This window comes from Burkholderia sp. Tr-20390, from assembly GCF_017104595.1.
Classification (GTDB): Bacteria; Pseudomonadota; Gammaproteobacteria; order Burkholderiales; family Burkholderiaceae; genus Burkholderia.
Genome location: NZ_JAAGPC010000046.1, coordinates 28659 through 52191, shown reverse-complemented (window position 1 = coordinate 52191; position 23533 = coordinate 28659). Strand labels below are relative to the sequence as shown.

At 62.8% G+C, this 23533-nt stretch carries 13 protein-coding genes and 1 pseudogene; 3 read left to right on the top strand and 11 right to left on the bottom strand.

Translation table 11 applies throughout. The features are described from left to right. Nucleotides 1-570: cupin domain-containing protein (locus G3N98_RS15300; RefSeq protein ID WP_206148600.1), on the bottom strand; the 570-nt coding region annotated here is incomplete at its 3' end. A gap of 129 nt (nucleotides 571-699) precedes the next feature. Here G3N98_RS15300 and G3N98_RS15295 point away from each other — a divergent pair. The 3 genes from G3N98_RS15295 to cysC all read left to right on the top strand — a co-directional run bounded on the left by G3N98_RS15295 (nucleotide 700) and on the right by cysC (nucleotide 2850). Next, the gene (locus tag G3N98_RS15295) at nucleotides 700-1029 is read left to right on the top strand and encodes a carboxymuconolactone decarboxylase family protein (RefSeq protein ID WP_011351062.1); all 330 of its coding nucleotides are present in this window, start codon (nucleotides 700-702) and stop codon (nucleotides 1027-1029) included. Nucleotides 1030-1250: 221 nt separating this feature from the next. Next, entirely contained in the window at nucleotides 1251-2084 is an 834-nt protein-coding gene (locus G3N98_RS15290) for a class II glutamine amidotransferase (RefSeq protein WP_089424591.1), read from the top strand. Between the two features lie 133 nt (nucleotides 2085-2217). Then, nucleotides 2218-2850 carry an adenylyl-sulfate kinase gene (cysC, locus tag G3N98_RS15285; RefSeq protein WP_241025927.1) on the top strand — a complete coding sequence of 211 codons (633 nt, stop codon included), beginning with the start codon at nucleotides 2218-2220 and terminating at the stop codon, nucleotides 2848-2850. A gap of 140 nt (nucleotides 2851-2990) precedes the next feature. On the opposite strand, the gene G3N98_RS15280 is transcribed toward cysC, so the two are convergent. The 10 genes and pseudogenes from G3N98_RS15280 to G3N98_RS15235 form a co-directional block, all read right to left on the bottom strand. After that, nucleotides 2991-3665: a GNAT family N-acetyltransferase gene (locus G3N98_RS15280; RefSeq protein ID WP_206148599.1), complete on the bottom strand. Its 675-nt coding sequence runs from the start codon at nucleotides 3663-3665 to the stop codon at nucleotides 2991-2993. After that, a complete protein-coding gene (locus tag G3N98_RS15275; RefSeq protein ID WP_039361294.1) occupies nucleotides 3662-4990 on the bottom strand; it encodes an aminotransferase class I/II-fold pyridoxal phosphate-dependent enzyme in 1329 nt (442 codons plus the stop codon). The genes G3N98_RS15280 and G3N98_RS15275 overlap by 4 nt, the downstream gene beginning before the upstream one ends. A gap of 64 nt (nucleotides 4991-5054) precedes the next feature. Continuing rightward, entirely contained in the window at nucleotides 5055-5972 is a 918-nt protein-coding gene (locus G3N98_RS15270; protein ID WP_089472213.1) for a UDP-3-O-acyl N-acetylglycosamine deacetylase, read from the bottom strand. Next, on the bottom strand, nucleotides 5969-13606 hold the full coding sequence (locus G3N98_RS15265) for a type I polyketide synthase (RefSeq protein ID WP_206148598.1): 7638 nt from the start codon (nucleotides 13604-13606) through the stop codon (nucleotides 5969-5971). The genes G3N98_RS15270 and G3N98_RS15265 overlap by 4 nt, the downstream gene beginning before the upstream one ends. A 3-nt stretch (nucleotides 13607-13609) precedes the next feature. After that, nucleotides 13610-15139 carry an LTA synthase family protein gene (locus G3N98_RS15260; protein ID WP_206148597.1) on the bottom strand — a complete coding sequence of 510 codons (1530 nt, stop codon included), beginning with the start codon at nucleotides 15137-15139 and terminating at the stop codon, nucleotides 13610-13612. Then, nucleotides 15136-15927 (bottom strand): SDR family NAD(P)-dependent oxidoreductase, encoded by a 792-nt coding sequence (locus G3N98_RS15255; protein ID WP_206148596.1) that lies wholly within the window; start codon nucleotides 15925-15927, stop codon nucleotides 15136-15138. The genes G3N98_RS15260 and G3N98_RS15255 overlap by 4 nt, the downstream gene beginning before the upstream one ends. After that, nucleotides 15920-17125, bottom strand: a complete 1206-nt coding sequence (locus G3N98_RS15250) for a capsular biosynthesis protein (protein WP_206148595.1) — start codon at nucleotides 17123-17125, stop codon at nucleotides 15920-15922. Before G3N98_RS15250 ends, G3N98_RS15255 begins: the two co-directional genes overlap by 8 nt. Nucleotides 17126-17774: 649 nt before the next feature. Next, nucleotides 17775-19298 carry a hypothetical protein gene (locus G3N98_RS15245; protein ID WP_241025926.1) on the bottom strand — a complete coding sequence of 508 codons (1524 nt, stop codon included), beginning with the start codon at nucleotides 19296-19298 and terminating at the stop codon, nucleotides 17775-17777. Between the two features lie 1094 nt (nucleotides 19299-20392). Then, nucleotides 20393-22210, bottom strand: coding sequence for an HAD-IIIC family phosphatase (locus G3N98_RS40340; protein ID WP_206148594.1), 1818 nt, complete (start codon nucleotides 22208-22210; stop codon nucleotides 20393-20395). Nucleotides 22211-22400: 190 nt separating this feature from the next. Further along, nucleotides 22401-23327, bottom strand: a pseudogene (locus G3N98_RS15235) (hypothetical protein). Nucleotides 23328-23533: the final 206 nt, after the last annotated feature.

The following is a 23533-nucleotide window of genomic DNA, read 5'->3' as shown; positions in this document are numbered from 1 at the left end:
CAGGGCGTACGCGAGCAGCGCCTGGCCGAGCGCGTTCACGATCGCGCCGGCGCCCGGCTGCCCGTTCGACGCCTCGGTGCGCAGCACGCTCGTCAGCAGTTGCAGCGGCGCGAACCCCGACGCCTCGCGCAACCCGACATGCAGCACGTGCGGCAGCGTGCGCATCAGCAGTTCGCCCGCGCCGCGCGCATAGACGAACCGCCCGCACAGCAGATCCACGCTCGCGCCGCCCGGTTCGGCCGGATCGAGATTCGACTTGACCGGCAGCACCGCGCCGCCGCCGGCGCCCTGTTCGCGCAGCGCCGCAGCCGGCCGCGACCGGCCGGCCCCTGCGTCGAGCAGGTCGTGCGCGCCCCCTGCGGGAAGCAGCACGAAATCGCCGTCGGCGAGCTGCAGCGTGCGCCCGTCCGCGGTACGCAGCCGGCAGGTTCCGGCCAGCACCAGGTGAAACGCCGCCTCGCCGGACGGCAGCGGATCGTGCGGCATCGCGAACGGCCCGTCGAGCAGGCATCGCACGTCGAGCTCGACATGGCTGCGGCCCAGCGACAGGAGTTGACTCAACGCATCCATGAGACGATCGCGCTAAAAATTGACACTCTAGCGTATCGAAACCCTCAGCGCGAGCGATCAGAATAGCCCTGCATCGCCCGAGATCGCGGCATCCGCCGCCCTCCTCACCTCTACTCGAAAGGACGCATCATGCTGAACTGGAACGAATACCGGAAGGAACTCTCGACGCGCATCGGCGAGATCGCCAAGCTGTCGCCCGATACGCTGGCCGGCTACAAGGCGCTGTCGGGCGCCGGCGCCAAGACGGGCCATCTCGACGCGAAGACGCGCGAACTGATCGCGCTCGCGGTCGCCGTCACGACGCGCTGCGACGGCTGTATCGCCGTGCACACCGCGGAAGCGGCCAAGCATGGCGCGACCAAGGAGGAAGTGGCGGAAGCGCTCGGCGTCGCGATTGCGCTGAACGCGGGTGCGGCGCTCGTCTATTCGGCGCGTGTGATGGACGCGCTCGGCGAGTGAACCTGACGGCCGCGGCGCCGCCGTCAGGCGGTGACGCCCGGCCGCATTGGCCGCATGGGCTGCATGGCCGCGCGGTTGCGCATCCCGCATCCGGAGAGGCACCCGATGTATGAAGATTGGCCAGCTTACCTGCCCGAATGACTGGCCGCGTGCGCCTAGGCACGGATGCACCGCGAAGTCGGCTACCATGCTGCGAACGATCCACCGTGAAGGAGCGCTCCATGTGCCGCTGGCTCGCCTATACGGGTAATCCGCTTCATCTCGAGACCGTCCTGTTCCGCGCAAAGCATTCGCTGATCGACCAGAGCCTGCATTCGGAGCTGGGGGCGACGACCACCAACGGCGACGGCTTCGGCATCGGCTGGTACGGGCGCCCCGACGAACTCCCGTTCCGCTACCGCTCCGTGCATCCCGCGTGGAACGACCGCAACCTGCGCGAAGCCGCACGCGCGATCCGCTCGCGGATGTTCATCGCGCACATCCGCGCGGCCACCGACACGCCCGTGCAGGAAACCAACTGCCACCCGTTCCGCCACGGCCGCTGGCTGTTCGCGCACAACGGGCTGATCCGCGATTTCCACAAGCTGCGCCGCGACCTGACGATGAAAGTCGACCCGGCGCTGTTCCCGACGCTCGAAGGCTCGACCGACTCCGAACTGATGTTCCGCCTCGCGCTGACCTACGGCCTCGAGCAGACGCCGCTGCCGGCGCTCGAGCGGATGGTCGGCGTGGTCGAGGAGAGCGCCGCGCGGCATCGCGTGGCCGACCCGCTCAACATGACGATCTGCGCGACCGACGGCGAACGGATCATCGCGGTGCGCTATTCGAGCGAACGGCAGTCGCGCTCGCTGTTCCACAGCACGTCGTTCAAGCACCTGCACGAGCTGTATCCGCACAACCCGCGCATCGCCGAAGCCGGCGACGACGCGTTCATGGTCGTGTCCGAGCCGCTCGTGGACTTGCGGGGTGCATGGGAGGAAGTGCCGGAGAGCACGGCGATCGTCGCGCAGGGGGCCGATGTGCAGCAGCGGCCGTTCGGGCCGCGGCACAAGTAGCGCATTGATACCGTTGACCGCATCGAGACGGCGGTATCAGACACACGAGCACGAAGCAATTCGTTAAAAAAGGAAGGGATTACAAACTTTCCGTCGCGTTACAATCCGCCCCAGGAGTAAACCGAACCCAAGAATGCAACCTCACGGTCGCCCGCACCTCACATCGGAAATGCCCCAGGATTTCAAGAATTTGTCACCCGCCACGCCGACGAACGGTTGCTCCACCAGTCCGGACGGAAAACAGGATCGCGCCTTCGTGGTGTGGCTGACCGGTATCTCCGGCGCAGGCAAATCGACGCTGGCGACTTTGCTACAGGAACACCTCGATGGCCGCGGACTTCGCACCTATCTGCTGGATGCCGACCGCCTGCGCGAGGGGCTGAACCGGGATCTCGGATTCAGCGATGCCGATCGCCATGAAAATATCCGGCGAACCGCCGAGGTGGCGAGGCTGCTTGTGGATGCCGGATTCGTCGTCATCGCTGCGCTGATCTCACCATTCCAGGAGGCGCGCGCCAAAGCGCGGGCGCGCTTTGCGGCCGGTACGTTCATCGAGGTCTTTGTCGATACTGCACTCGAAGTCGCAGAGGCTCGCGACCCGAAGGGACTCTATGCGTTGGCAAGGCAAGGCGCGATTCGCCAATTTACCGGCATCGATTCCGTCTATGAGCCACCGCAGTCCCCTGACGTTCATGTCAGGACGGCCGAGGCAAGTCCCTCGGAGTGTGTGGACGCGATCATCCGGAAACTGCCGCTGGGCGGCTGACGCCGTCGCGATCGAACGCCGTCCCGCGTGCGTCGGTGGCTATTCGCGCGAACGGCAACCACGTCCGCACACGATGCCAACGAACTCCGCCAGCTATTCGGCCTGCGGCACAAGTAAGGCGGCAGGCCCGATACTCGCCGTCAGGCGCGGCGAGAAAAACCCATCCGGATCGAATCGAGTTCGGCGGGCAGCCGGCGCGAACGGGCGCGTGGCCGCGGCAGTGCAGTGAACCCCAACCGCTCGTACAGCGCGCGGGCCCGCACGTTGCGGGTCAGCACGTCGAGCACGACGTCGCGGCTGCCGTCGGCTGGCAACGCGCCGGTGTCCAGCGCATCGCGAAACAGCGCGCTGAATACGCCCGTGCCGCGTTGCCGCTCGTCGGTCGCGCAATGCGCGACGAGGATCTGCGAACGCTTCGGTGCCGGAATTTCCGTTTCGAGGATCAGCCCGCGCAACAACTGGCCGATCGTGCGGCGCACGCCGAAGAAGCGCGCCAGTGCCCACACGACATGCACATCGTCGAACATCGTCTGCTGCCCGTCGTGGATCGCCATCACGGCAAGCACGCCACCGTCATCTGCGACTGCGACGCGATGCCGGCGCCACGAGAAGCGCCCGTAACGCGACCGAAACGCCTGCTGCAAAAACGCAACGCAGCGTGCATCGCTTTCGCCGAGAAAGAACCCGAATTCGGCCACGCCGGACGCAAACACGAGCGGCGCGCATGCCCCCGCGTCGCCCGCATCCGCCGCGCGAAACCGCACACGCTCACCAGCGCGCGGCACCTCGTGCGCGAACGCACCGGCCAGCGTCATGCGCTGCGCCCGGCGAGACGCGACAACACGGCGACCGTCCGGCTGATCTGCTCCGGCTCGTGCGTCGAGCAGATGAAGAAACGCAGCCGCGCTGCCTTTTCCTCGACGGCCGGATAGAAGATCGGCTGCACGTTGATGCCTTCGTCGAACATCGCATTCGCCCACTGCGCGGCCTTCAGCGAGCTCCCCGTGATCACCGGCACGACCGCGAACCCGGCGCTCGTGCCCGTGTTCAGCCCGGCGGCGCGCGCCTCGGTCAGGAACTGCCGCCCGCGCGCCTGCAATTGCGCGACGCGCTCCGGCTCGGCCTGCAGGCGCTCGAGCGCGGCCAGCGACGCTTCGGCGAGCGTCGGCGCAAGCCCGACGCTGTACAGGAAACCCGGCGCCAGGTGCCGCAGCATGTCGACCAGCGGCTGGCAGCCGGCGATGAAACCGCCGCAGCCGGCCAGCGTCTTGCTCATCGTGCCCATCCACATGTCGACCTGGTCGGGCGCGACGCCGCAGTGCTCGCGGATGCCCTTGCCGGTCGCGCCGAGCACGCCGAGCGAATGCGCCTCGTCGACCAGCAGGAATGCACCGTGGCGCGTCTTCACGTCGACGAAGCGCTGCAGGTCGGGAAAATCGCCGTCCATGCTGTACAGCCCTTCGATCGCGATCAGCACGTGCCGGTATTCGCGGCGCACGCGCGACAGCAGTTCGTCGAGCGCCTGCCAGTCGTTGTGCGCGAAGCTCAGCCGCTTCGCGCCGCTCAGCTGCGCGCCCTGCACGATGCTGTTGTGCGCGAGCGAATCGTGGACGACCAGATCGCCGGGGCCGAACAGCGCGCCGATCACGGTCACGTTCGTCGCATGGCCGCTCACGAACGCGACGCAGTCGTCGGTCTCGTAGAACGCGGCCAGCGCGCGCTCGAGATCGCGCTGCACCGGCCGCTCGCCCGCGACCATCCGGCTGGCGGAGGCCGACGTGCCGTAACGGTCGATCGCGGCTTTCGCGCGCGACGACACGGCCGGGTCGCCGGCCAGGCCGAGGTAGTTGTAGTTCGCGAAGTTCAGGTACTCGCGGCCGCCGATCTGCGTCGTCGCACCGGCCACGCCTTCATGCACGCGGAAAAACGGCGAGTCGACGCGCAGCTTCTCGCCCATCTCGCGCATGATCCGGACCTGCTGATACTGCGGCATCGATTCGAAGCGGCTGCGCGCCGATGCGGTCTGCGCGGCCAGCGTGCCGGGCACGCCCGGTGCCGCGGCCGCATCGGTCGCGCGCTCCAGTTGCCGTTTCAGCGCTTTCGCCGCCAGTTGCTGGCGAAGATGCTCTCCCAGTGCCATTGCTTCCTTCGCTGTATCTCGAAAAGGCGCTATGTTACGCCCCGCATCATGAAAAAGCGTGGTGTCACGCGTCGGGAAACTCGGCCCATTGCCACGCATCGGGTTCGGCCAGCAGCGCGTCCACCAGCCGGAAATTCATCTCGTGGCTCGGCCGCAGTGCGCTCACGCGCGCCAGCAGCGGCGCGCCGGCCAGCGCGAGATCGCCGACCAGGTCGAGCACGCGATGCCGGACGAACTCTTCCGGGAGCCGCATCCCGCCCAGCACGCGATTGCCGACGATGGACGCCGTGCACGACGGCCGCGCGCCGCGCAGGATCGGCACCCCGCGCAGATAGCCGGCGACGATCGCGGGTACCGCCCACTTCACGCGGCCATACGAGCGCGACGGTGCGATTTCGGTCGCGAATGCGGCCGGCGTCAGCGCCCCGTCCCAGTGCATGTCGCCGAAGCCGCGCAGGTCGTTGCGCACGCTCAGTTCGTAACGCGGCGCCGGTTCGATCCGCATTTCGCGCCGCTGGTCGCCGTCGCCGTCCGTGACGACGACGGGCCGCAGCACGCGGATGAAGCGCTTCGGCGCATCGAGCGCGACCCGGCCGCACGCGCGGATGGCGTCCACCCACGGCGCGGCGCTGCCATCGAGAATCGGCACTTCTTCCGCGTCGATCTCGACGATCGCGTGATCGATCTCGCATGCAAGCAGCGACGCGAGCAGATGCTCGATCGTGCGAACGCCGACGCCGTCGGCATTGCGCAGCATCGTGCACAGCGGCTGCGCGCGGCGCAGCGCGGGATCGACCGGCAGCGTCGCGAGCGTGCGCCCCTGCGCGACGCGACGGAACGCGATGCCCGTCACGCCCTCTTCCGGACGCCCGGGCAGGATCCGCACGCCCACCCGGCGCCCCGTGTGCAGCCCGTGACCGTCGATCACCAGCGGCCGTGCCAGCGTACCCTGACGCGTCGCCCAGCCGGACGGCGCGCTCATCGCGCGACCTCCAGCGTCGGCGACGCCTGACCCGCCACGGGCGCCTGCCGCGCATCGAGCATCGCGCGCGCTTCGCCGTCGATCGCATGCTTCGCCGCGAGCGCCGCGACGGCCTCCTGCGCGGCATCCGTCGCGGAACCGGCATCCGCATCGGTCGACGCGCCGATCGAATCGACGATACGTCCGGCCAGCGTCGTCACCGACGCGCCTTCGGCAATCGCCATCACCGACAGCTTGACCTCGAACGCTTCCTCGACCGCGAGGCCGAGTTCCATCCCCATCAGCGAATCCATGCCCATGTCGAGTACCGACTTGTCGAGCGCGATGCGATCCGGCGTCATGTGCAAAATCCGCGCGATCTGCGCCTGCAGCGTCCGCGCCACCAGCGCGATCGCTTCGTCGCGCGGCAACGCCAGCACTTCTTCCCGCAACTGCGTGCCGCCGTCGCGCGCATCACCGCCGCTCGCGTGCGATTGCAGCAGCGAGTACCGGCGCGCCTTCGCGGCCGGCATCCCGCGCGCTACCGCGTGCCAGTCGAGCCGGACCACGGCCTCGCCGGCCGCGCCCGCGACCAGCGTGCGCTCAAGCGCGACCATCGCTTCGTCGGACGTGATCGACGCACCGCCGATCCGCGACTGCAGCGCCTCGCGCGTATCCGCGTGGCGCGCGAGGAAGCCGACGTCCTCGAGCGGCCCCCAGGCCATGAACGTGCCCGGCGATCCCGCCGCGCGACGATGTTCGACGAGCGCCTCGAGGAAGGTGTTGGCCGCGACGTAGTTCGACTGCCCCGGATTGCCGAGATAGGTCGTCGCCGACGAATAGACCACGAACAGGTCGAGCGGCAACGCGCGCGTCGCGCGATGCAGGTTCCACGCGCCGGCCACCTTCGGTGCGAGCACCGCGGCCATGCGCGCATCGTCGAGATTGCGCACGAGGCCATCGTCGATCGACATCGCGGAATGCAGCACGCCCTTGAGCGGGCTGCCGCGCCGGACGATCGCATCGATCATCGCGTCGACCGCCGCGGCGTCGGTCACGTCGCACGACACGACATCGACCGTAACGCCGAGCGTCGTGCGCCAGCGCTCGACCTCCTCGCGCGCGGCCGCAGCGAGCTCGCCGGAACGGCTCGCCAGCGTCAGCCGGTGTGCGCCGCGCTCGACCATCCAGCGCGCGCTCGCGAAACCGAGCCCGCCCGTGCCGCCGACCACCAGGTACGTGCCATGCGGATCGAGCGCGAGCGAGCCCGCGCGCGTGACGCCGCGCGTCGGGGCCGGCGTGCCGGACGGATAGGTCACGAGCACCTTGCCGATCTGGCGCGCCTGCTGCATGTAGCGGAACGCATCTTCCGCCCGTTCGGCCGGGAACGCGCGATACGGCAGCGGATGCAGCACGCCCGCCTCGAACAGCGCCATCACTTCGCCGAACAGGCGCGCGGTCAGTTCCGGCAACGCCCCCATCAGCTGGTCGGCGTCGATGCCGAAATAGCTGATGTTGTTGCGGAATGGCCGCAACCCGATATGGCTGTTTTCGTAGAAGTCGCGCTTGCCGAGCTCGAGGAAACGACCGAACGGCCGCAGCGTATCGATGCTGCGCACCATCGCTTCGCCAGCGAGCGAGTTCAGCACGATGTCGATGCCCTGGCCGCCCGTCAGCGCGCGAATCTCGTCCGCGAACGCGAGGCTGCGCGAATCGAGCACGTGGTCCGCGCCGAGCAGGCGCACGAACTCGCGCTTCTCGTCGCTGCCCGCCGTCGCGAACACTTCCGCGCCGAAGTGGCGCGCGAGCTGGATCGCGGCGATCCCGACACCACCCGCGCCGCCGTGCACGAGCACGCGCTCACCGCGACGCAGACGCGCGAGCTCGACGAGTGCGTAGTACGCGGTGAAGAACGTGGTCGGCACGGTCGCCGCTTCCTCGAACGACAGCCGCTCGGGTTTCAGTGCGATCGCTTGCGCGCGCGTCCTGACGCGCGTCGCGAACGAAGCCGGCGCGAAGCCGAGCATCGCATCGCCCGGCGCGAATGCCGTCACGGCGTTGCCCACCCGCACGACGCGGCCGGACAGTTCCATCCCGATCGTCGCGCCCGCGAAGCCGGTCTCGACCGCTTCATCGGACAAGAGCCCCATCGCATACATCACGTCGCGGAAATTGAGGCCGGTGGCAACGGGCTCGATCTCCACCTCGTCGTCACCCAGCGGGCTTTCCGGCAACGCGAACCATTCGAGATTGCGCAACGAGCCCGGCGCGTCGAACGCGAGCACGGCCGCACGCGCGATCGCACCATCGTTGCGGGCCGCGGCCTGCGCGGCGGTCAGCATGCGCGGCACCTGCCGCCCGTGTGCGCCCAGGACGACCTCTTCCTCGACCGCCGCGCCGGTCAGCTCGCGAATCAGCGCGTCGGGGATCCGGTCCGCAGCCCGATCGACGTCGATCAGGCGACACGCGAGTTCGGGATGCTCGTTCGCCAGCACGCGACCGAGGCCCCACAGCGTGGCCTGTTCCGGATGCGCATTCGCGGTCCCGGCGAACGGCGCGCCGCCGCGCGTGACGACGGTCAGCCGCGTGGCCGCGTTCGGCTGCGCGCCGAGCGTGCGAACGAGTTCCGCAAGAGCGATCACGCCGTTACGCTGAGCGGCCATCAGGCCATCGCCCGTCGCCGATTCGGCGAGCGGCGTTTCCGGCGCGCAGAAGACGACATGCGTCGGCCGTCCGGCCGGCAACGACGCGATCGCATCGGCCGCGTGCGTGACGTCGACGATATCGGCCGGATAGCCCGCGCGCGCCAGTGCATCGGCCAGCCGCCCGCCGAAACTGCCGGCGGCATCCGGTGCGTGCACGACGAGCCATTGCTCGCTGCGTGCAAGCGTATCGAGATCGCTCGGTTCCTCGCCGCGTTGCGCGACAACGGCGCTCGCGGGGTTGCGCGCGATGACGAACGTCGGCGTGCCGTCCAGATCGAGCGATTGCTCGACGTGCCGCACGACATCGACGAAGCCCGCGTGTTCGAGCGCCGCATCGAGATCCGCCGGCGCCAGCGGCACGGGCGCATCGGCTTCCGTCGACGAAGCCTGCGCGCCGAATACGATGTCGGAGAAACGGCCGCGACGCGATTCGGCCAGCAGCAGCAATCCGCCCGGCGCCAACCATGACCGCATTGCATTCAGCGCGTCGGCCACATCGTGCCGGCCGCTCAACGCGCGGTTCGCGACGATCACGTCGTAAGGGCCGGCTTCGTCAGCGGCCAGCGACAACCGCTCGCCAGACTGCAACGCAACCGTGCGCACCGCCGCTTCCGCATCGGCGTCGAACCCGGCGAGTTGACCGGCAGTCGCCGCAATTGTGTGATCGCAGCGCGCGGCCGCGAGATGCATGCCGAGCGTCTGCAGCACGTCACCGTCCGTCGCGCCCAGTTCGAGCACGCGCAACCGGCGTGCGGGTTGCCATTCATCGACTGCCTGCTCGACGCTCGCAGTCAGCAACGCGTGCACATGCTGCCACGTCGGCGACGCGGCCAGGAGTTGTTCGACCAGGCTGTGCCCGGTCGGCGACAGCAGGCGGGCGCCGTCCTTCGCGCCATTCAGCACGTCCGGCAACGCCGCGCCGCAATGCGCGAGCAGCGTCAGCTCGGCCACGTGCCCCGGCGATTCGGCCAGCAGCCCGCGCCACAGCTCGTCGAGCGGCGGCAACGCCGCGCACGCCGCGTCGTCGCGCACGAGCAGCGCGCCATCGCGATGAGCGAGACCGTCCTCGACCAGCATGTCGGCAAGACGTGCAGCCAGTGCCTCACGCCCGGCCGCCGGCTGCCATGTGCCGGCGAATGCGCCGAGCGCATCGAACGCGCGGAGCGCGTAGAGGCTCGCCAGCACGTCGAGCAGCGGCAGGATTTCCGTCAGATGCTGCGTCCGGCGGCCGTCGTGCCCGGCCGCATCAAGCCGTGCGGCAGCAAGCGCGAGCAACGCGTCGGGGGCCGGCAAACCGGCTGCATTGACGTCACCCGGCAGCGGCACTTCTTCAAGGCGGTATACGAAGCGCGCGGGCAGGTTCTGACGGCGGCCGACGAGGTCGACACGCCGGAACCGGCATGCGCCGAGCCGCGCGACAATCGCGCCGCGCGCGTCGAGGAATTCGAAATGCGCGACGATCGAATGCGGGCTGTGGCGGTCGATCCGCACGAGCACCCGCTCGACCGTGTCGCCGCGCAGATAGTCGACCCGACCGATCTGCACCGGCACGTAAGCCGGATGCTCGCCTTCGCGCGCGTGCGCCGCAAGCAGTGCGAACAGCGGATGAAACCCGCTGTCCATCAGCGCCGGATGCAGCAGATAGGCGGACAATGCCCGCGCGTCGCCGCATGCGGCCGGCGCGGCGACGTCGGCCAGCGCCGCGCCGTCATCCGCGGCGACCCGCACGGTGCGGACCCAGCGGAATGCCGGCCCGTAGCTGAGGCCGATGGCCGCCGTGTTTGCATACAGCGTGTCGCCGTCGGCCGCGGGCAACGTGAGCAGACGATCGAGCGCGTCGGACGGCACGACGCTCGCATCGCCGAGCGTGTTGCCGCTTTCCAGCATCCGCCCCGTCACGTTCAGCGTCCATGCTCCGTCGGACATCCGGTCGCGCGTCTCGATCGTGAAGGTCGCGGTACGCGGCTCGATCACGAGCCGGAACAGCTTCGCCTGCTGCGGCTGGAATACCACCGGCGTGCGGATCTCGACGTTTTCGAGCGCCGCATCCGGCGTATCGAAGAAGGTGCGTGCCGCGGCGAGCGCCATTTCCACGTAGCCCGCACCCGGGAACGCCACGCCCCCGTCGACGACGTGATCGGCCAGCATCGGCAGCTTCGCCGGATCGAGCTGGTTTTCCCACGCGAATGCGTGCTCGTGCAGGCGATAGCCGAGCAGCGGATGCTCGCGGCGACGATTGACGAGGCCGTAGCCTTCGACGGTCGGCGTCAGCCAGAAGTGGTCGCGCTGCCACGGATAGGACGGCAATGCAGCACGCGCTTCGCCCGGCGCGAAGCGGTCGGGATCGACGCTCGCACCGTGCGCGATCGCCGCGAGAATCGCTTGCCGCAGTGTCACCGCGCTGCCGTGATCGCGCTTGAGCGTCGGCAGCGCCACGCCGGTCGCGCCGGCGGCCGCGAATGCCTGCTTCACGTACGTGCGCAGGATCGAATGCGGCGAGACCTCGACGAACAGCCGGACGCCCTGCTCGATCAGATGCGCGATGCCGTCGCCGAAGCGCACCGGCTCGCGAATGTTGCGCCACCAGTAGCGGGCATCGAGCTCGGTGCCGGCCAGCGCGCCGCCGGTCACGGTCGACACGAACGTGCCGTTGCCCGGTTGCGGCCGCAGGCTCGCCAGCTCGGCCAGCACGACCGGCTCGATGCGGTCCATGTGGCTGCTGTGGAACGCGTAGTCGAGATCCAGCATCTGGAAGAACTTGCCGCTGCCGCGCAACGCGGCCTCCAGTGCCTGCAAGCCCTGCAGCTCGCCCGCGAGCGTCACCGCGTCAGGGCTGTTGATGCCCGCGATCTCGACGCGCCGCGCCAGCCCGTGGCGCGCGATCAGTTCGCGCGCCGCCGCGTCGCCGATGCCGACGGCCGCCATCCGGCCGCTGCCGCGCGTCATCGCCTGCGCGCGGCTGCGGATCTTGATCACGCGAACCGCGTCGGCGAGCGACAGCGCGCCCGTCACCCACGCCGCGGCAATCTCGCCGACGCTATGGCCGATCGCCGCGTCGTAACGCATCCCGCGCGCGTCGATCACGCGAATCATGCCGACCTGGATCGCGAACAGCAGCGGCTGCGCGTTCTCCGTCGCGGCGAGCCATTCGGCACCCGCGCCGGCCAGCCATTCCGCGCTCGGGCCGCCGCGCATCACGTCGACGAGCGACGGGCTGCCATCGGCACACCACAGCGCGTCGACTTCGTCGAGCGCCGCGCGGAACACGGCGTTCTCCGCATAGAGTTCGTTGCCCATCCCGACCCACTGGCAGCCGTTGCCCGAGAAGACGAGCGCGGTGCGCACCGCGTCGGCCGGGGCCTGGCCGGTTGCCACGCAGGCAGGCAGGCCTTCCGCTGCCGGCTGGGCCAGTGCCGCAAGCGCCGCGCGGCCTTCGGCTTGGTCGGCCGGCGCGACGATCGCGCGATGTTCGAGCCACTGGCGACGACGTGCGGCCGCGGCGGCCAGCGCCTGCCAGTCGCCGCCGTTGTCGAGCATCACCAGATAGCGGGCCGCGAGCGCGCCGAGCGCATTCGCGCTGCGCGCGGTCAGGACGAGCGGAGACAGTTGCGCTTGTGTCGGCTCGGGCTCACGTGCGGCCGCCAACGCCGCGTTTGCAGCCGGCGCCTCTGTCAGCACGACGTGTGCGTTCGTCCCGCCGAAGCCGAACGAGTTGACGCCGACCGTCAGCGGCGCGTCGCCCGCGTCGAGCGGCATGTAGCGATCGACGACACGCAGACGCCCGCCGTCGAAATCGATCCCGGGATTGGGCGTGACGAAATGCAGCGAGCGCGGTACCGCACGGTGCTTCAGGCACAGCACGGCCTTCAGCAGCCCGGCCATGCCGGATGCGGTCTCGAGATGGCCGATGTTGGTCTTGACCGAGCCGATGAGCAGCGGACGATCCGCCGGGCGCTCGCCCGACACGACGTCGATCAGCGCACGCGCCTCGATCGGATCGCCGACCGCCGTGCCGGTGCCGTGCGCTTCGAGATACGCCAGCGACTGCGGATCAATGCCCGCGCGCGCGTACACGCTGCGCAGCAGCGACGCCTGCGCGGCCGCACCCGGCACGCTGATGCCGCCCGGCGTGTGGCCGACCGAGTTCACGCCGGAGCCGGCGATCACCGCGTGGATCGTGTCGCCGTCAGCGAGCGCGCGATCGAGCGGCTTGAGCAGCACGAACGCGCCGCCTTCCGAGCGGACATAGCCGTCGCCGGTCGCATCGAACGCGCGGCAACGGCCGCGCGGCGACAGCATCGACGCCTTGGAGAAGCTGACGAAACCGAACGGGTGCAGCAGCAGGTTGACGCCGCCTGCGAGCGCCACGTCGGCTTCGCCGGACTGCAGGGCCTTGACGGCCTGGTGGAGTGCGACGAGCGATGACGAGCAGGCCGTGTCGACGGACATGCTCGGGCCGCGCAGGTCGAACAGGTAGGACACGCGATTCGACGCGATGCTCAGGGTGTTGCCGGTCGCCGAATACGGATCGATCACGTTCAGATCGTCCATGTTGCGGTTGCCGTAGTCCATGCTGGCGGCGCCGACGAAGACGCCGCAGTTGCTGCCGCGCATGTCGGCCGGGCGCACGCCCGCGTCCTCGAATGCTTCCCACGCGAGTTCGAGCAGCAAGCGCTGCTGGGGGTCCATCTGGGCCGCTTCGCGCGGGGAAATGCCGAAGAACGCGGCATCGAAGCCGGCGACGTTGTCGACGACGCCGGCCGAGAACGTGTAGCTCTTGCCCGGTTCGCGCTTGGACGGGTGCTGGTAGAAATCGGTGCCGAAGCGGTCGGCGGGGATTTCGGTCACTGCGTCGCGTTCGTCGCGCAGCAGTTGCCAGAAGTCGCCGAGATTGTTCGCGCTTCCGGGAAACCGACAAGCCACCCCAATTATTGCAATCTTGCTGTTCATCTTTTATGTCGCTTTCTCGGATGCGTGCGGCTGTTCCGTACGATTTCCGTCATCTTGTACCACATGCAGCAGCGCCGCCCCAAGCTCTTCGGCTGCCAAATTCCGGCATTCTGGAGCATCTGTGCCGTAATTTCGCCAAATGAAGTAGTCGCTGGTTTGTGGAGAAACACCCAGCTTTTCGAACACGTGAGGTAACGCGGGAACATGGTCGCCGTAAAAGCAAACGACTGTTTCACGATCGCTGGCGCGCAAATGATCGAGCAAACGCCCGATCATTGTGTCGGCGTTTTCAATATGGCGAAGGTATGCAGTCAGGTCGCGCCAGGAAGTGCCCTCGCCCAGAGTATGCCTTGAAGACGATTCCCCAGGCAAAACCTGCTCCAGGTGCAGCGGGCCGTGGTTTTCCATCGTCATCGCGAACACGAATTGCGGCTTGTCGCGTGCAGCTTCCAGTTCGGCAAGCACGGCGTCCAGCACGGCGGCGTCGGAGATATACGGGCCCGCGCGCGGCGCATCGGCGAAGTGTTCTATATCGAGAAACTTGTCGAATCCGAGTAACGGGAATACGCGGTTACGCCCGAAGAAATCAGCGTAGTACGGATGAATCGCAACCGTGTTGTAACCAGCCTGTCCGAACCACCGTGCAATCGATGCGCACGCGCGACGCACAAAAGCATAGGGATAAAAGCGCGCGTAGCCCAGCTGCTCATACGCCAGGCCGGTCAGCATCGCGAATTCGGTGCGCATCGTGTTTGCGCCCCACGCCGGCACCGAAAGCTCGCCGTAACAGACCCCCTCGTTCCTTGCCCGATCAAAATGGGAAAGCACGGTGGGGGGGATCGCTGGTGAAATACGTCGCACATCGAACAGCGATTCACTCTGGATCACGATGACGTCAGGGCGCAGCGCCGGCGTGCCGGTCGCGAACGGTCCCGCTTCGACCACGTGCCGGAACGCTTCGAACGTCGCGGGCCGCATGCCGTTCAGCAAGTATGCGATGAATACTGCGAAAAAACCGTGACGGCGCTGATCTTCCTCTGCGTCGAGCACCAATGGCAGGCGAGCTGCAATGTATCGCGCCAGTAAGAATGTGAACGCAACCACGACCGCCAGCGCGAGCACCGGACGCGGCGTGACGGGCGCCTCGGCGAGATAGCCGGCGACGACCAGCACGATCCCTACGCCGATCGCAACTATCTTGCCGGCGCTCAGGAACGGCAGATAGAGCCGCGGATGCGAGAACAACTGGCTGAAGAGGCTGAGGTCGGTAAAAACGAACGGTTCGCGCAGGGATTCATATTTTGCGTTGCTCACGACCGCAACGAGCCCGACCAGCGCAACCGCGACGGACGACGAGAAGATTGGACGCGCAGTGACGAGCAATATCAGCGACGCAAGGAACACGACCGAAAGCACATGCAAAAGCAGCGTATCGGCGCGACGTCGCAATGGCGCGCGCGGAACTGCGATCCGGTCCGGCAGAAACGACGCGCCGGCCGCAGCGGCGAACGCGAGCCAGATTGCGCCCGTCAATTTGCGTCTTCCTTGCCGGGCAGATACGAAAGCTTGTCGAGGATCGCATCGGCCAGCGTGCTGGGCAGCAAAGCCAGGATGCGCATGCCGAATGCAAGCAGGCTGGGGAACGCGATTTCCGCACGTCCGATATCGAGCTTTCTGCGAATATATGCGGCTGCCTGATCAGCAGTCCACATGAAAGGTTTGTCGCCCGGAAACACGTCGCTCATCGACGTTTTGACGAAGCCGGGAAGAATGACCGAGACACCGACGCCATCGCGCTTCAGAAGCGGGCGGACGGAATCGGCGTAGGCCTTGATCGCCGATTTGCTCGCGCAGTATGCGGGCGAGATAGCCATGCCGCGAAGGGCTGCCAGAGAGCTGACTGCGGCAATGCGGCCATGCTTGCGGATGCGCATGCGTTCGACAATCGGGAGGACGGTGTGCATCGCACCGTAGAAATTCGTGTCGACGACACTGGTAATACGGTCGAGATCTTCCCAGTCGGATGCGGAGGACAGCGTACTCGCGACGCCGGCGTTGGCGATGAGCAGGTCGATCGGATACTGATCGTCGAAGCAATGCAGCCAGGCGCGAATCGGACCGGGCTCCCGGACGTCGACGATACCGACGATCACGGTTGCACCGCGCGCCCTGCAAGCCGCGGCGGTCGATTCGAGCAGCGCCTCGTTCCGGCCAGCGATGCCGAGCACGACACCAGGCTGCGCGTATGCGAGCGCAAGAGCGCGACCGATACCCGAGCTCGCGCCGGTGACAACAACGTGCCGAACCGACGCCTTAGCCATCCGCACGCTCTAGCCGGGCGACCGCGCCGGCAATGGCCATCGCAATACCGGTTCGGGTGTAGAAATCGCCGTTGATCTGGGTGTGATGCATCACGTAGTCGAGGAACGCGTGATAGAGATCCATATCTGGCGGCACGCCTTCAAGCCAAAAATCATCGAGATCACCCTGCCAGGTCAGGCCGCTGAAATTGTAGATAGCCGAGCCAAGTGCAACCAGCGGCCGCTTGTGATGCAGCGCGGACAAGCCGACCGTGCTGTTGATCACCACGACCCCGCGCGCATGTTCAAGCAATGTCGGAAGATGCCCGGCATCGATGAAACGAAGCCGATTCTCCATGCCTGCGGCACGCGCAATTTTAAGCGAAAAATTCCGATACTCGATCAGCCCGGTATCCAGTGGGTGATTTTTGATCACCAACAACGCATCTTGCGGCGCGTATCGCGCGAAAGACTCCACAACATGGCTGATCGCTGCTCGAATCCCATCGAAAGACGAATGCACGACGATTTGCGCATCCGAATTCAATTGCAGCGGAAACAGGTAGTAAGTCCGTCCGCTGTCGAGCAACTCGCGCGTAACGATCTCTGCTTCGCGTCGATGTTTGCGCTGCAGAAGCATCCGAACGGCCAGCCCTGAGTATTCGAAGAAGCCGTTTTTCGGCCGGTGGCTGCGATACTTCGGGAACCGGGGCCAGCACACCGTGTTCGCAAAACGATACGTGATGTCGTGGAGAGCACGCTCGTACAGGTTGTAGCCCGTGGCCTCCCACTGCTTGGCGGGGGGCGTTACGCTGCGTTGCTGCAGATACCATGCGGGGTCGCGCGGCAGCAACGAGCGCCCGTTGACACCGTGACGCTCCAGCGTGATCCAGTGCGGTCGAACGTAGCCTTCCTCGAACACGTGGACACGCAGGCCGTGCGCCGTCGAGACTGCGAGCATCTCGCGATGGATGTCGCGGCAGTCGCCGAACATGATGACGTCGGTGATTCCTTCTTGCCGCACGATATCGTCATACCATTGCGGCAAACCCTCGACCCCGCCGCTATAATTTAAAACAGTCCCGACTCCGCCATACAGCATGTCTCCACCGCAAAAATTAACGCGGTAGACGGCAAATCCCCTGCTCCGTAGCGCACGCGAGAGTCGATAGAAAAAAAGCGAGGCAGTGCCTTGCAGCACGAGAAACGAGCGCGGCATCTAGGTTATTGAATGGAAGCCAGAAGAAGCACGGAATGTTTGCGCAATGTTATAGAAAGGCATATGTAATGAACGCAACCTTTCCCGCCAGACTCTGTGGCTGAATGAGGCGACAATGACCGCCGGAGGTGTGGAGGATACCGCATTGCATTACAAACGAGAAATATCTGTCGTCGTCAAAAAAACGACATCTCTCGCCCGTCAAAAACGATTTCGTACGTGCGTCACATTCTTGCGGATGAGCCCGCTCGGCGTCGGCCAGCATCTACGCCAATCGCACTGTCATACCCGCTTCACCGTTTCACAAGTCCCGGGGCCCTGCACCTGCAGCCGTCACGTTCTGGCGAATCCAGCATGCCTCAAGACGTCATCGGCCATGTTCCATCGATCCAAGCCCAAATTTGGGAGACCACGGCGCGCAGAAGTGCGCCCCGCCATCACAACTCATTCACTCCGAAACACAATTCAACACGTCATGAGGTTATCCGTTGAAGCTGGGCGGGCATAGCTTCATGCGCCCACCATTCGCCGCAGCCTCCGTCGTCAAATCCGCGACTTCTCACCGGTTGTGAGCACCACTTCCAACGAAGCGCGCGCGTACATCATCTGTACCCAGCCGGCAACGGCATCGCGCATTTCTTTTAACACCTTACTTTCCATGGAGTCCGCCTCGATCCGTTGCCTGCCCCGCAATCGATCGGCGGAAGAATCGCTTGACCCTCCCGATTCTCCTGATTATCGGCCGCCATGCCCTTGCCAGCGGAAGCACGTCGCGCAAAGCCATTGGCCCCCCCTCCAAACGCAACTCGTTAAAGAGGCGGCTCTGTTGAGCACTCAGTTCCTCATGTCTATGCGACAGATCCCGATAACCTTCCTGCAAATTTCTTAGCGCTAGTAGGCTGGCAGCGTTTTCGGCAAGAGCCGTTTCCCGAGCTTCTGAGATCGCCGCCAATTCCTGCCTATGGCACTCGTTTGCGATGTGTACTCTCTCGATCTCACGAGCCTGTTTGCATTCTTGCTCCGCCGCAAAGTTATCAAAAGATAAACGAAGGCTATCTCGATCCTGCATCAAGCTATTCCGCTCTTGAATTAGCGCCTCTCTCTCGCAAGCCAGCCGGTCTCGCTCGCAAATCAGGCTCTCTCGCTCTTGAGCCAATTCATCTCGCTCATGAACCAGCCTGTCTCGCTCATGAATCAGGCCTTCTCGTTCTTGCGCCAACCCGTCTCGCTCGTGAATTAGACTCTCTCGCTCTTGAGCCAACCCATTTCGTTCGTGAATCAATCCGTCTCGCTCAGAATGAATGGCCAGACGACGACTTGCTCTTTCCCGGTAGACATTAAACGTGACTTCCGATATCAGATCGTCACTGAATCTCATCAACCCCATTAACTTGTACGAGGCATAATCATAAAATTCTTCGATCGGATGGAATTTCGCCTCACCGTACGGCGCATCAAAAGATGTAATAGAAAAACGACTATTTAAATCAAGAACATTCACCTTCCCCAACAGGCCATCAATCTTCGCCCAAAGCAGGTCGACCCACCAATTTATTTCTGGCGAATCAGAATCACCCAACCCCACCACCCCGTCATGAGTTATCTTGTTAGCGCACGCCCGTCTTTTCATAGCAACAAGCGGAACGCCAATCTCCTCAGACAAATTAATTAATTCCCTCAGGTAGTGATAATAAATCTCCAAATAATGATGACTTCGCGGGGAAATCCTGGTCCATCCATTTTCTATAAATCCATCCGGCCACCTCCAATTCGGCGCCAACATCGCCGACTCCATATCAGAAATAATACATCCATCTTTTTCATAATAATCATTGGTAAAATCACTTGTCGGATCAAAAAGTAAAAAAGCATAACCGCCCGCTTTTAGTTTACGCCGCGCCTGCTTTGTCAACTCGAAATTTATCCGATCCGACAATTGATTGTCATGCGATTCAAAGTAGGTACGACCATCTACTTTCTTGGACATCAGACATGGCACACTTACACGCCACAGATGCGTGACATCTGCCAATCGATTCATTCTCCCAGCAAGAATTTCGGTAACGCATCCCCCGATGCTCAGTATTTTAGGCTTTTGCAGGACCGAGACTGGCGCCCGCTCGCCCTCCGTGATGTCCGTCCTGATTACTTGAAAAATTTCGCTAATGCTCATGATTTCGTAATTATCACCATCGCACCGACTGGAGCAGCGGGCTGCATGCTCGTCCCTGTTCAGCCGCTGCAGCGCCCTCAATCGTCCGACCCGGCGGGCTTTCTACAGGCTTATGCCTTCCATACAGAAAACTTTACAATCCATACATATTGACACAGGAAGTAGACGTTTCTTGACGAATAGGAAATAACCCGGAGCAAAGATCTTCCCGTTTGTTGCAAATTGGCCACAAAGCAACACACTCCCTCCTCCCTTGACATACCCCGACTGGCTCGAGGGCAAGTTGAGTGTGGCGAATTTCACGGTCGATCCTGCCGAACTCGCCAACTTATACACATCTCAGCCCGCGCTGCGTTGATCAAGGAAACGCTCCTTTATTACCTTCAATTACACGGCGCCGCGTGGGCGAACTCTTAGTGGATTGTGCTTGTTCTATTTTTTGCGAACACCTTGCCCCTGAAAACTGACCGCTGGGCAAAGACAAAATGCGCGCCACTTGACCTTGGCTGCGCACTGCTGAACACACGAGCGACGGCGTCAGCGACGAATAACTGATCAGCCAAGACATGTCGGCGTTGCCTCGAGATGATGGTGCCGAGGCTAGTCACGTGCGCCTGCAAGACACCACTGGACTAACGTCCAATGGTGCGAGAGATTGGATTTGGACGCAGGGCGTCCTGCACTCCCAAGACCAGTACGGGGTTACTAGATGCCGCCCAATCGAGCAAGCGCCAATGGGCATTACTGGACGCGAATGTGGGTATGCGAGCCGAGCGATGCCCGAGACCGGCGTCGGCATGACTGACCGTTTCAGCTCGGTGATGCCTGCGGCGAGGTCTTCTCCAACCGCGTACTAGATCAGCGGCATCCCAACCACCGACTGCATTTCCTTGAGCATGGCATTAGCGCAGGCAGAAGGTGGGGCTGAGGCTTGCAACGGGGAATACTGCCTTGTTGATGTAGTCCGTGAACTGACCTTGGGGGATGCGACCAGGGTTACCCCCCGGCCGATGTAACACTGGATCTCTCATTCTGGTGAGAGGTGATAGCCGGAGAGAGTCAGAAGGAGCGTGACTCCCCCTGACCTGCACCAATTAACAGCTCATATCAAGCTGCATGTGCTTCGGAAGAGCTAATTCAACATTCAGGTCGCAGTTCCAAATACCTTGGTCCGCTGCCTGAAACCCTGCTCGCGCATACAAATCGCGAGATAGAATATTTTTTTCTGTTTCCTGTGAGATCCCCAGGGCAGAGTTCAGTCCTTCCGCTTGTATGGAGTTCATGATAACGCCGAGCGCAGCCATCTCAACCCCGAGACCAATAACCCGGCAGCTCATCACGAACTGGAGGACGACGTTTTCTTTAACGAGGGCCACACAAACAATGCCATACTGAGTAAATCGGTCATCAACATCAAATGCATAAATCTTCAGACCATCATTTATTTCAGAATTCACCTCTTCTACAGTCCAGCGCCTTCCAGTCGTATTGAATTGATTCGTTTTATTTATCAACTCAAGGCATCGTTTGAAATATTTATCAGACGAATCCACAACAACATTGTATCGAATCTTAATATTTAGAGACTGAAGAAATTCATCGTGATCCATTGACAATCTATCATTCTCACGCTGAATGACGCTCTTTATCGATTCAGTTCGGGATGAAGATTCCCCAGAAATAAATGGCACCTGCGTTTCGGATGACCACAGCAAGATGCGGCGAGTGTAATAAGGATTTGATCCTATAACTCTGATATCGGGAAACATCGACTTAATAATGTCGCGCTCGGCAGGATTATCATCGATATAGATGGCATTCTGCGCGAGCAGGTTCGTCTCTTGAAGAATTTGACGCATATTTTCGTGCTTGGGGAGCCAGTTTGCCTTGACCGATACGAAGTTACTGATTGGGAATACATTCCCATAGTTCCGCTCCCACGCACCGACAGCATTCTCGTGCTCATTCTTACTGATGATCGCCAACAGAATACCGCGGCGCTTGAGTAACATGAGCGCTTCGACAAATCCGAGAGGCCATCCAATCGTCATAAAATCACGAGAATTGTCTTCCTCTGCTGCGATCCCCCGCCACGCCGTGTCGTCAAGATCAATAATAACAATTTTCACCGCATCAACCTGACGAACGATACGATACATCGACAGGATTTCGTCACGCAAAGCGCGGTATCCGTCATCTGTTCTTACCGAGTAATACTCGGTTACCGGGCCAAGATCCTCTAAACGCTTTTGGCTATCTTGCCGATTTGACTCGTAATGTTCGTATTCAATGTTCTGAATAAAACCACCATGACTCAATGACCAAATTGAATCATCATTTAGATATTTTTTACCGAATGTCGAAGACACGCCATCCATGTCAATGACAAATGCGTTATCCATATCGTCAACTCGACGAGAAAGGCTCTCATTAATTTTCTCCATGAAGTAGCATGGATTCCGCAAATCATACCGAGGCAGCAACTTCCCAACTGGATTCTGCTGAGGCACAAGAAAGTTACCAATAAAGGTAAGAATTTTGTGACTTTTTAACCAGCGCGTGGCAATATCAAGAAGATCAAGCGTCGTCTTCTCTGCGTTAGCGAACCTTTTTTCTTCTGCATCAATGTCTGCGTACGAAAGAGGAAAATAGGTATAATCTGGGATTATTCTATCCATCGGCAGAAAGACAATTTGCAAATCGTAGGTTTCGATCGGCTGCGGCGGCTGAAACAGTGGGTCCATCAAGGACTGTATATGAACAAAATCACAATGTATGCCGCTCTCCAGCAGAAAACCACGAATGTGATCAGCAGTACATTGACCAATAACCAAAACCCGCTGAAGGGATCCGCTCGATATCGATAGATCGGTTGGGCAGCGAAATGCCGTACCATCATGCTTGAAATCCACGTTAGCAAATTGCTTCATATAAATATACTCTCTTCACTCGAGTGTCTATACAAACACAGATATGGCGATATGCACAAAGTAGCTTATTATCATATCATGCGATCTTCCTCTAACCTACCTCTGACAATCCCTCGTTTATAACAAGAGCCTTGCAATTGGATATTCCGACACCTTCGACTGCACAACTGCGTTAGACGTAGGCAGTCAGTTCTAAACAACTCCTTTTGCTCGCCGACGGCGTTACACCCTGCTGGATTTTCGCCCATGACGGCAGCCAGAATTGAGCGTAAAGAAACCGCAGCCTCCTCAGAATCATCCGCACGTTGCAGCACCCCGCACCGCACAGCGCCTCGTTCAACGCATCGCCAAAGCTTGGCCCCTGAACCAGTTGCACCCGAGGTTGCTTGTCGCCGTCATATGGCCGATTGCTGACTCCATCGCGCTGCGCCGCTTGATCATCGCTCTCAATGTCCGTGTGATCTCGCGCCTCAAACACGAGTGGGAAATCGTCGCCACGGCGGAGCGTCAAGCCCCTGTACCCTCGATCTACCACCGGCTTCACTTCGCCCAGGGCTGCTGCCCGCTCCAACGCCTCTTCCAGCGTGCGCCCATCGTACGGATTTCTCGGCATCGAGCGCACACTCGCCACCTGCGCTTTCTCGTATGTGGTCGCGATCGACACCTGTACACCGAACTCGTACGGCTTGCACGCGCTTCCCTTGGCCAGACACTCGACTTCCGATGTGTACCGTGCATAGAGTTTGTGTTTAGTCTTCGGCTTCCGCGACAGAATTCGCTTGGCGCGGCCATTTAATTCTTCCATGCCGGCGTCTCCCACGCGCTTGCGCCAGCGAGTCAGCATTCGCTGGCCGATCAGCGACTCGCTCTGCAGGTTCGTCTCGCTCGTGAACACCTGCCGGTACAGCAGTTCGGCGATGAGGCGCGGCGAGGTGGTCGAGCGATCACGCCTGGACACGAAGCTATCCTCCATCGCAGCGCTCGACCGGTGCCAGTCGATCGCATCGGCTAGACGCACCGGTAGGTGCTTCAGAATGATCTGCTCTAGCAGCGGATACCGGGACAAATTTTCCTCGCGCACTGAAGCCTTCTGACCCATCCACGCCTCGTCGGAATTTGCAGGATTGCCGCGCAAATATGCTTGATTCTGGCGATTGCAGCAACGTCCTTTGAGATGCAAAGCCTCGTCCGGCGACGACCGCCAGAATTGTTCAGAATCAACGCTTCACGCTCGCCTTTGTGCGTAAACAACGTGCACTTCAACGCACCCGGCCAAATGTAGATCGAATTTTTCGACATCGACAA

Bases quoted from the DNA above. Each gene is read 5' to 3' on its own strand.
- G3N98_RS15295 (WP_011351062.1), top strand. From the start codon at position 700: ATGCTGAACTGGAACGAATACCGGAAGGAACTCTCGACGCGCATCGGC.
- G3N98_RS15290 (WP_089424591.1), top strand. From the start codon at position 1,251: ATGTGCCGCTGGCTCGCCTATACGGGTAATCCGCTTCATCTCGAGACC.
- cysC (WP_241025927.1), top strand. From the start codon at position 2,218: ATGCAACCTCACGGTCGCCCGCACCTCACATCGGAAATGCCCCAGGAT.
- G3N98_RS15280 (WP_206148599.1), bottom strand. From the start codon at position 3,665: ATGACGCTGGCCGGTGCGTTCGCGCACGAGGTGCCGCGCGCTGGTGAG.
- G3N98_RS15275 (WP_039361294.1), bottom strand. From the start codon at position 4,990: ATGGCACTGGGAGAGCATCTTCGCCAGCAACTGGCGGCGAAAGCGCTG.
- G3N98_RS15270 (WP_089472213.1), bottom strand. From the start codon at position 5,972: ATGAGCGCGCCGTCCGGCTGGGCGACGCGTCAGGGTACGCTGGCACGG.
- G3N98_RS15265 (WP_206148598.1), bottom strand. From the start codon at position 13,606: ATGAACAGCAAGATTGCAATAATTGGGGTGGCTTGTCGGTTTCCCGGA.
- G3N98_RS15255 (WP_206148596.1), bottom strand. From the start codon at position 15,927: ATGGCTAAGGCGTCGGTTCGGCACGTTGTTGTCACCGGCGCGAGCTCG.
- G3N98_RS15250 (WP_206148595.1), bottom strand. From the start codon at position 17,125: ATGCCGCGCTCGTTTCTCGTGCTGCAAGGCACTGCCTCGCTTTTTTTC.
- G3N98_RS15245 (WP_241025926.1), bottom strand. From the start codon at position 19,298: ATGAGCATTAGCGAAATTTTTCAAGTAATCAGGACGGACATCACGGAG.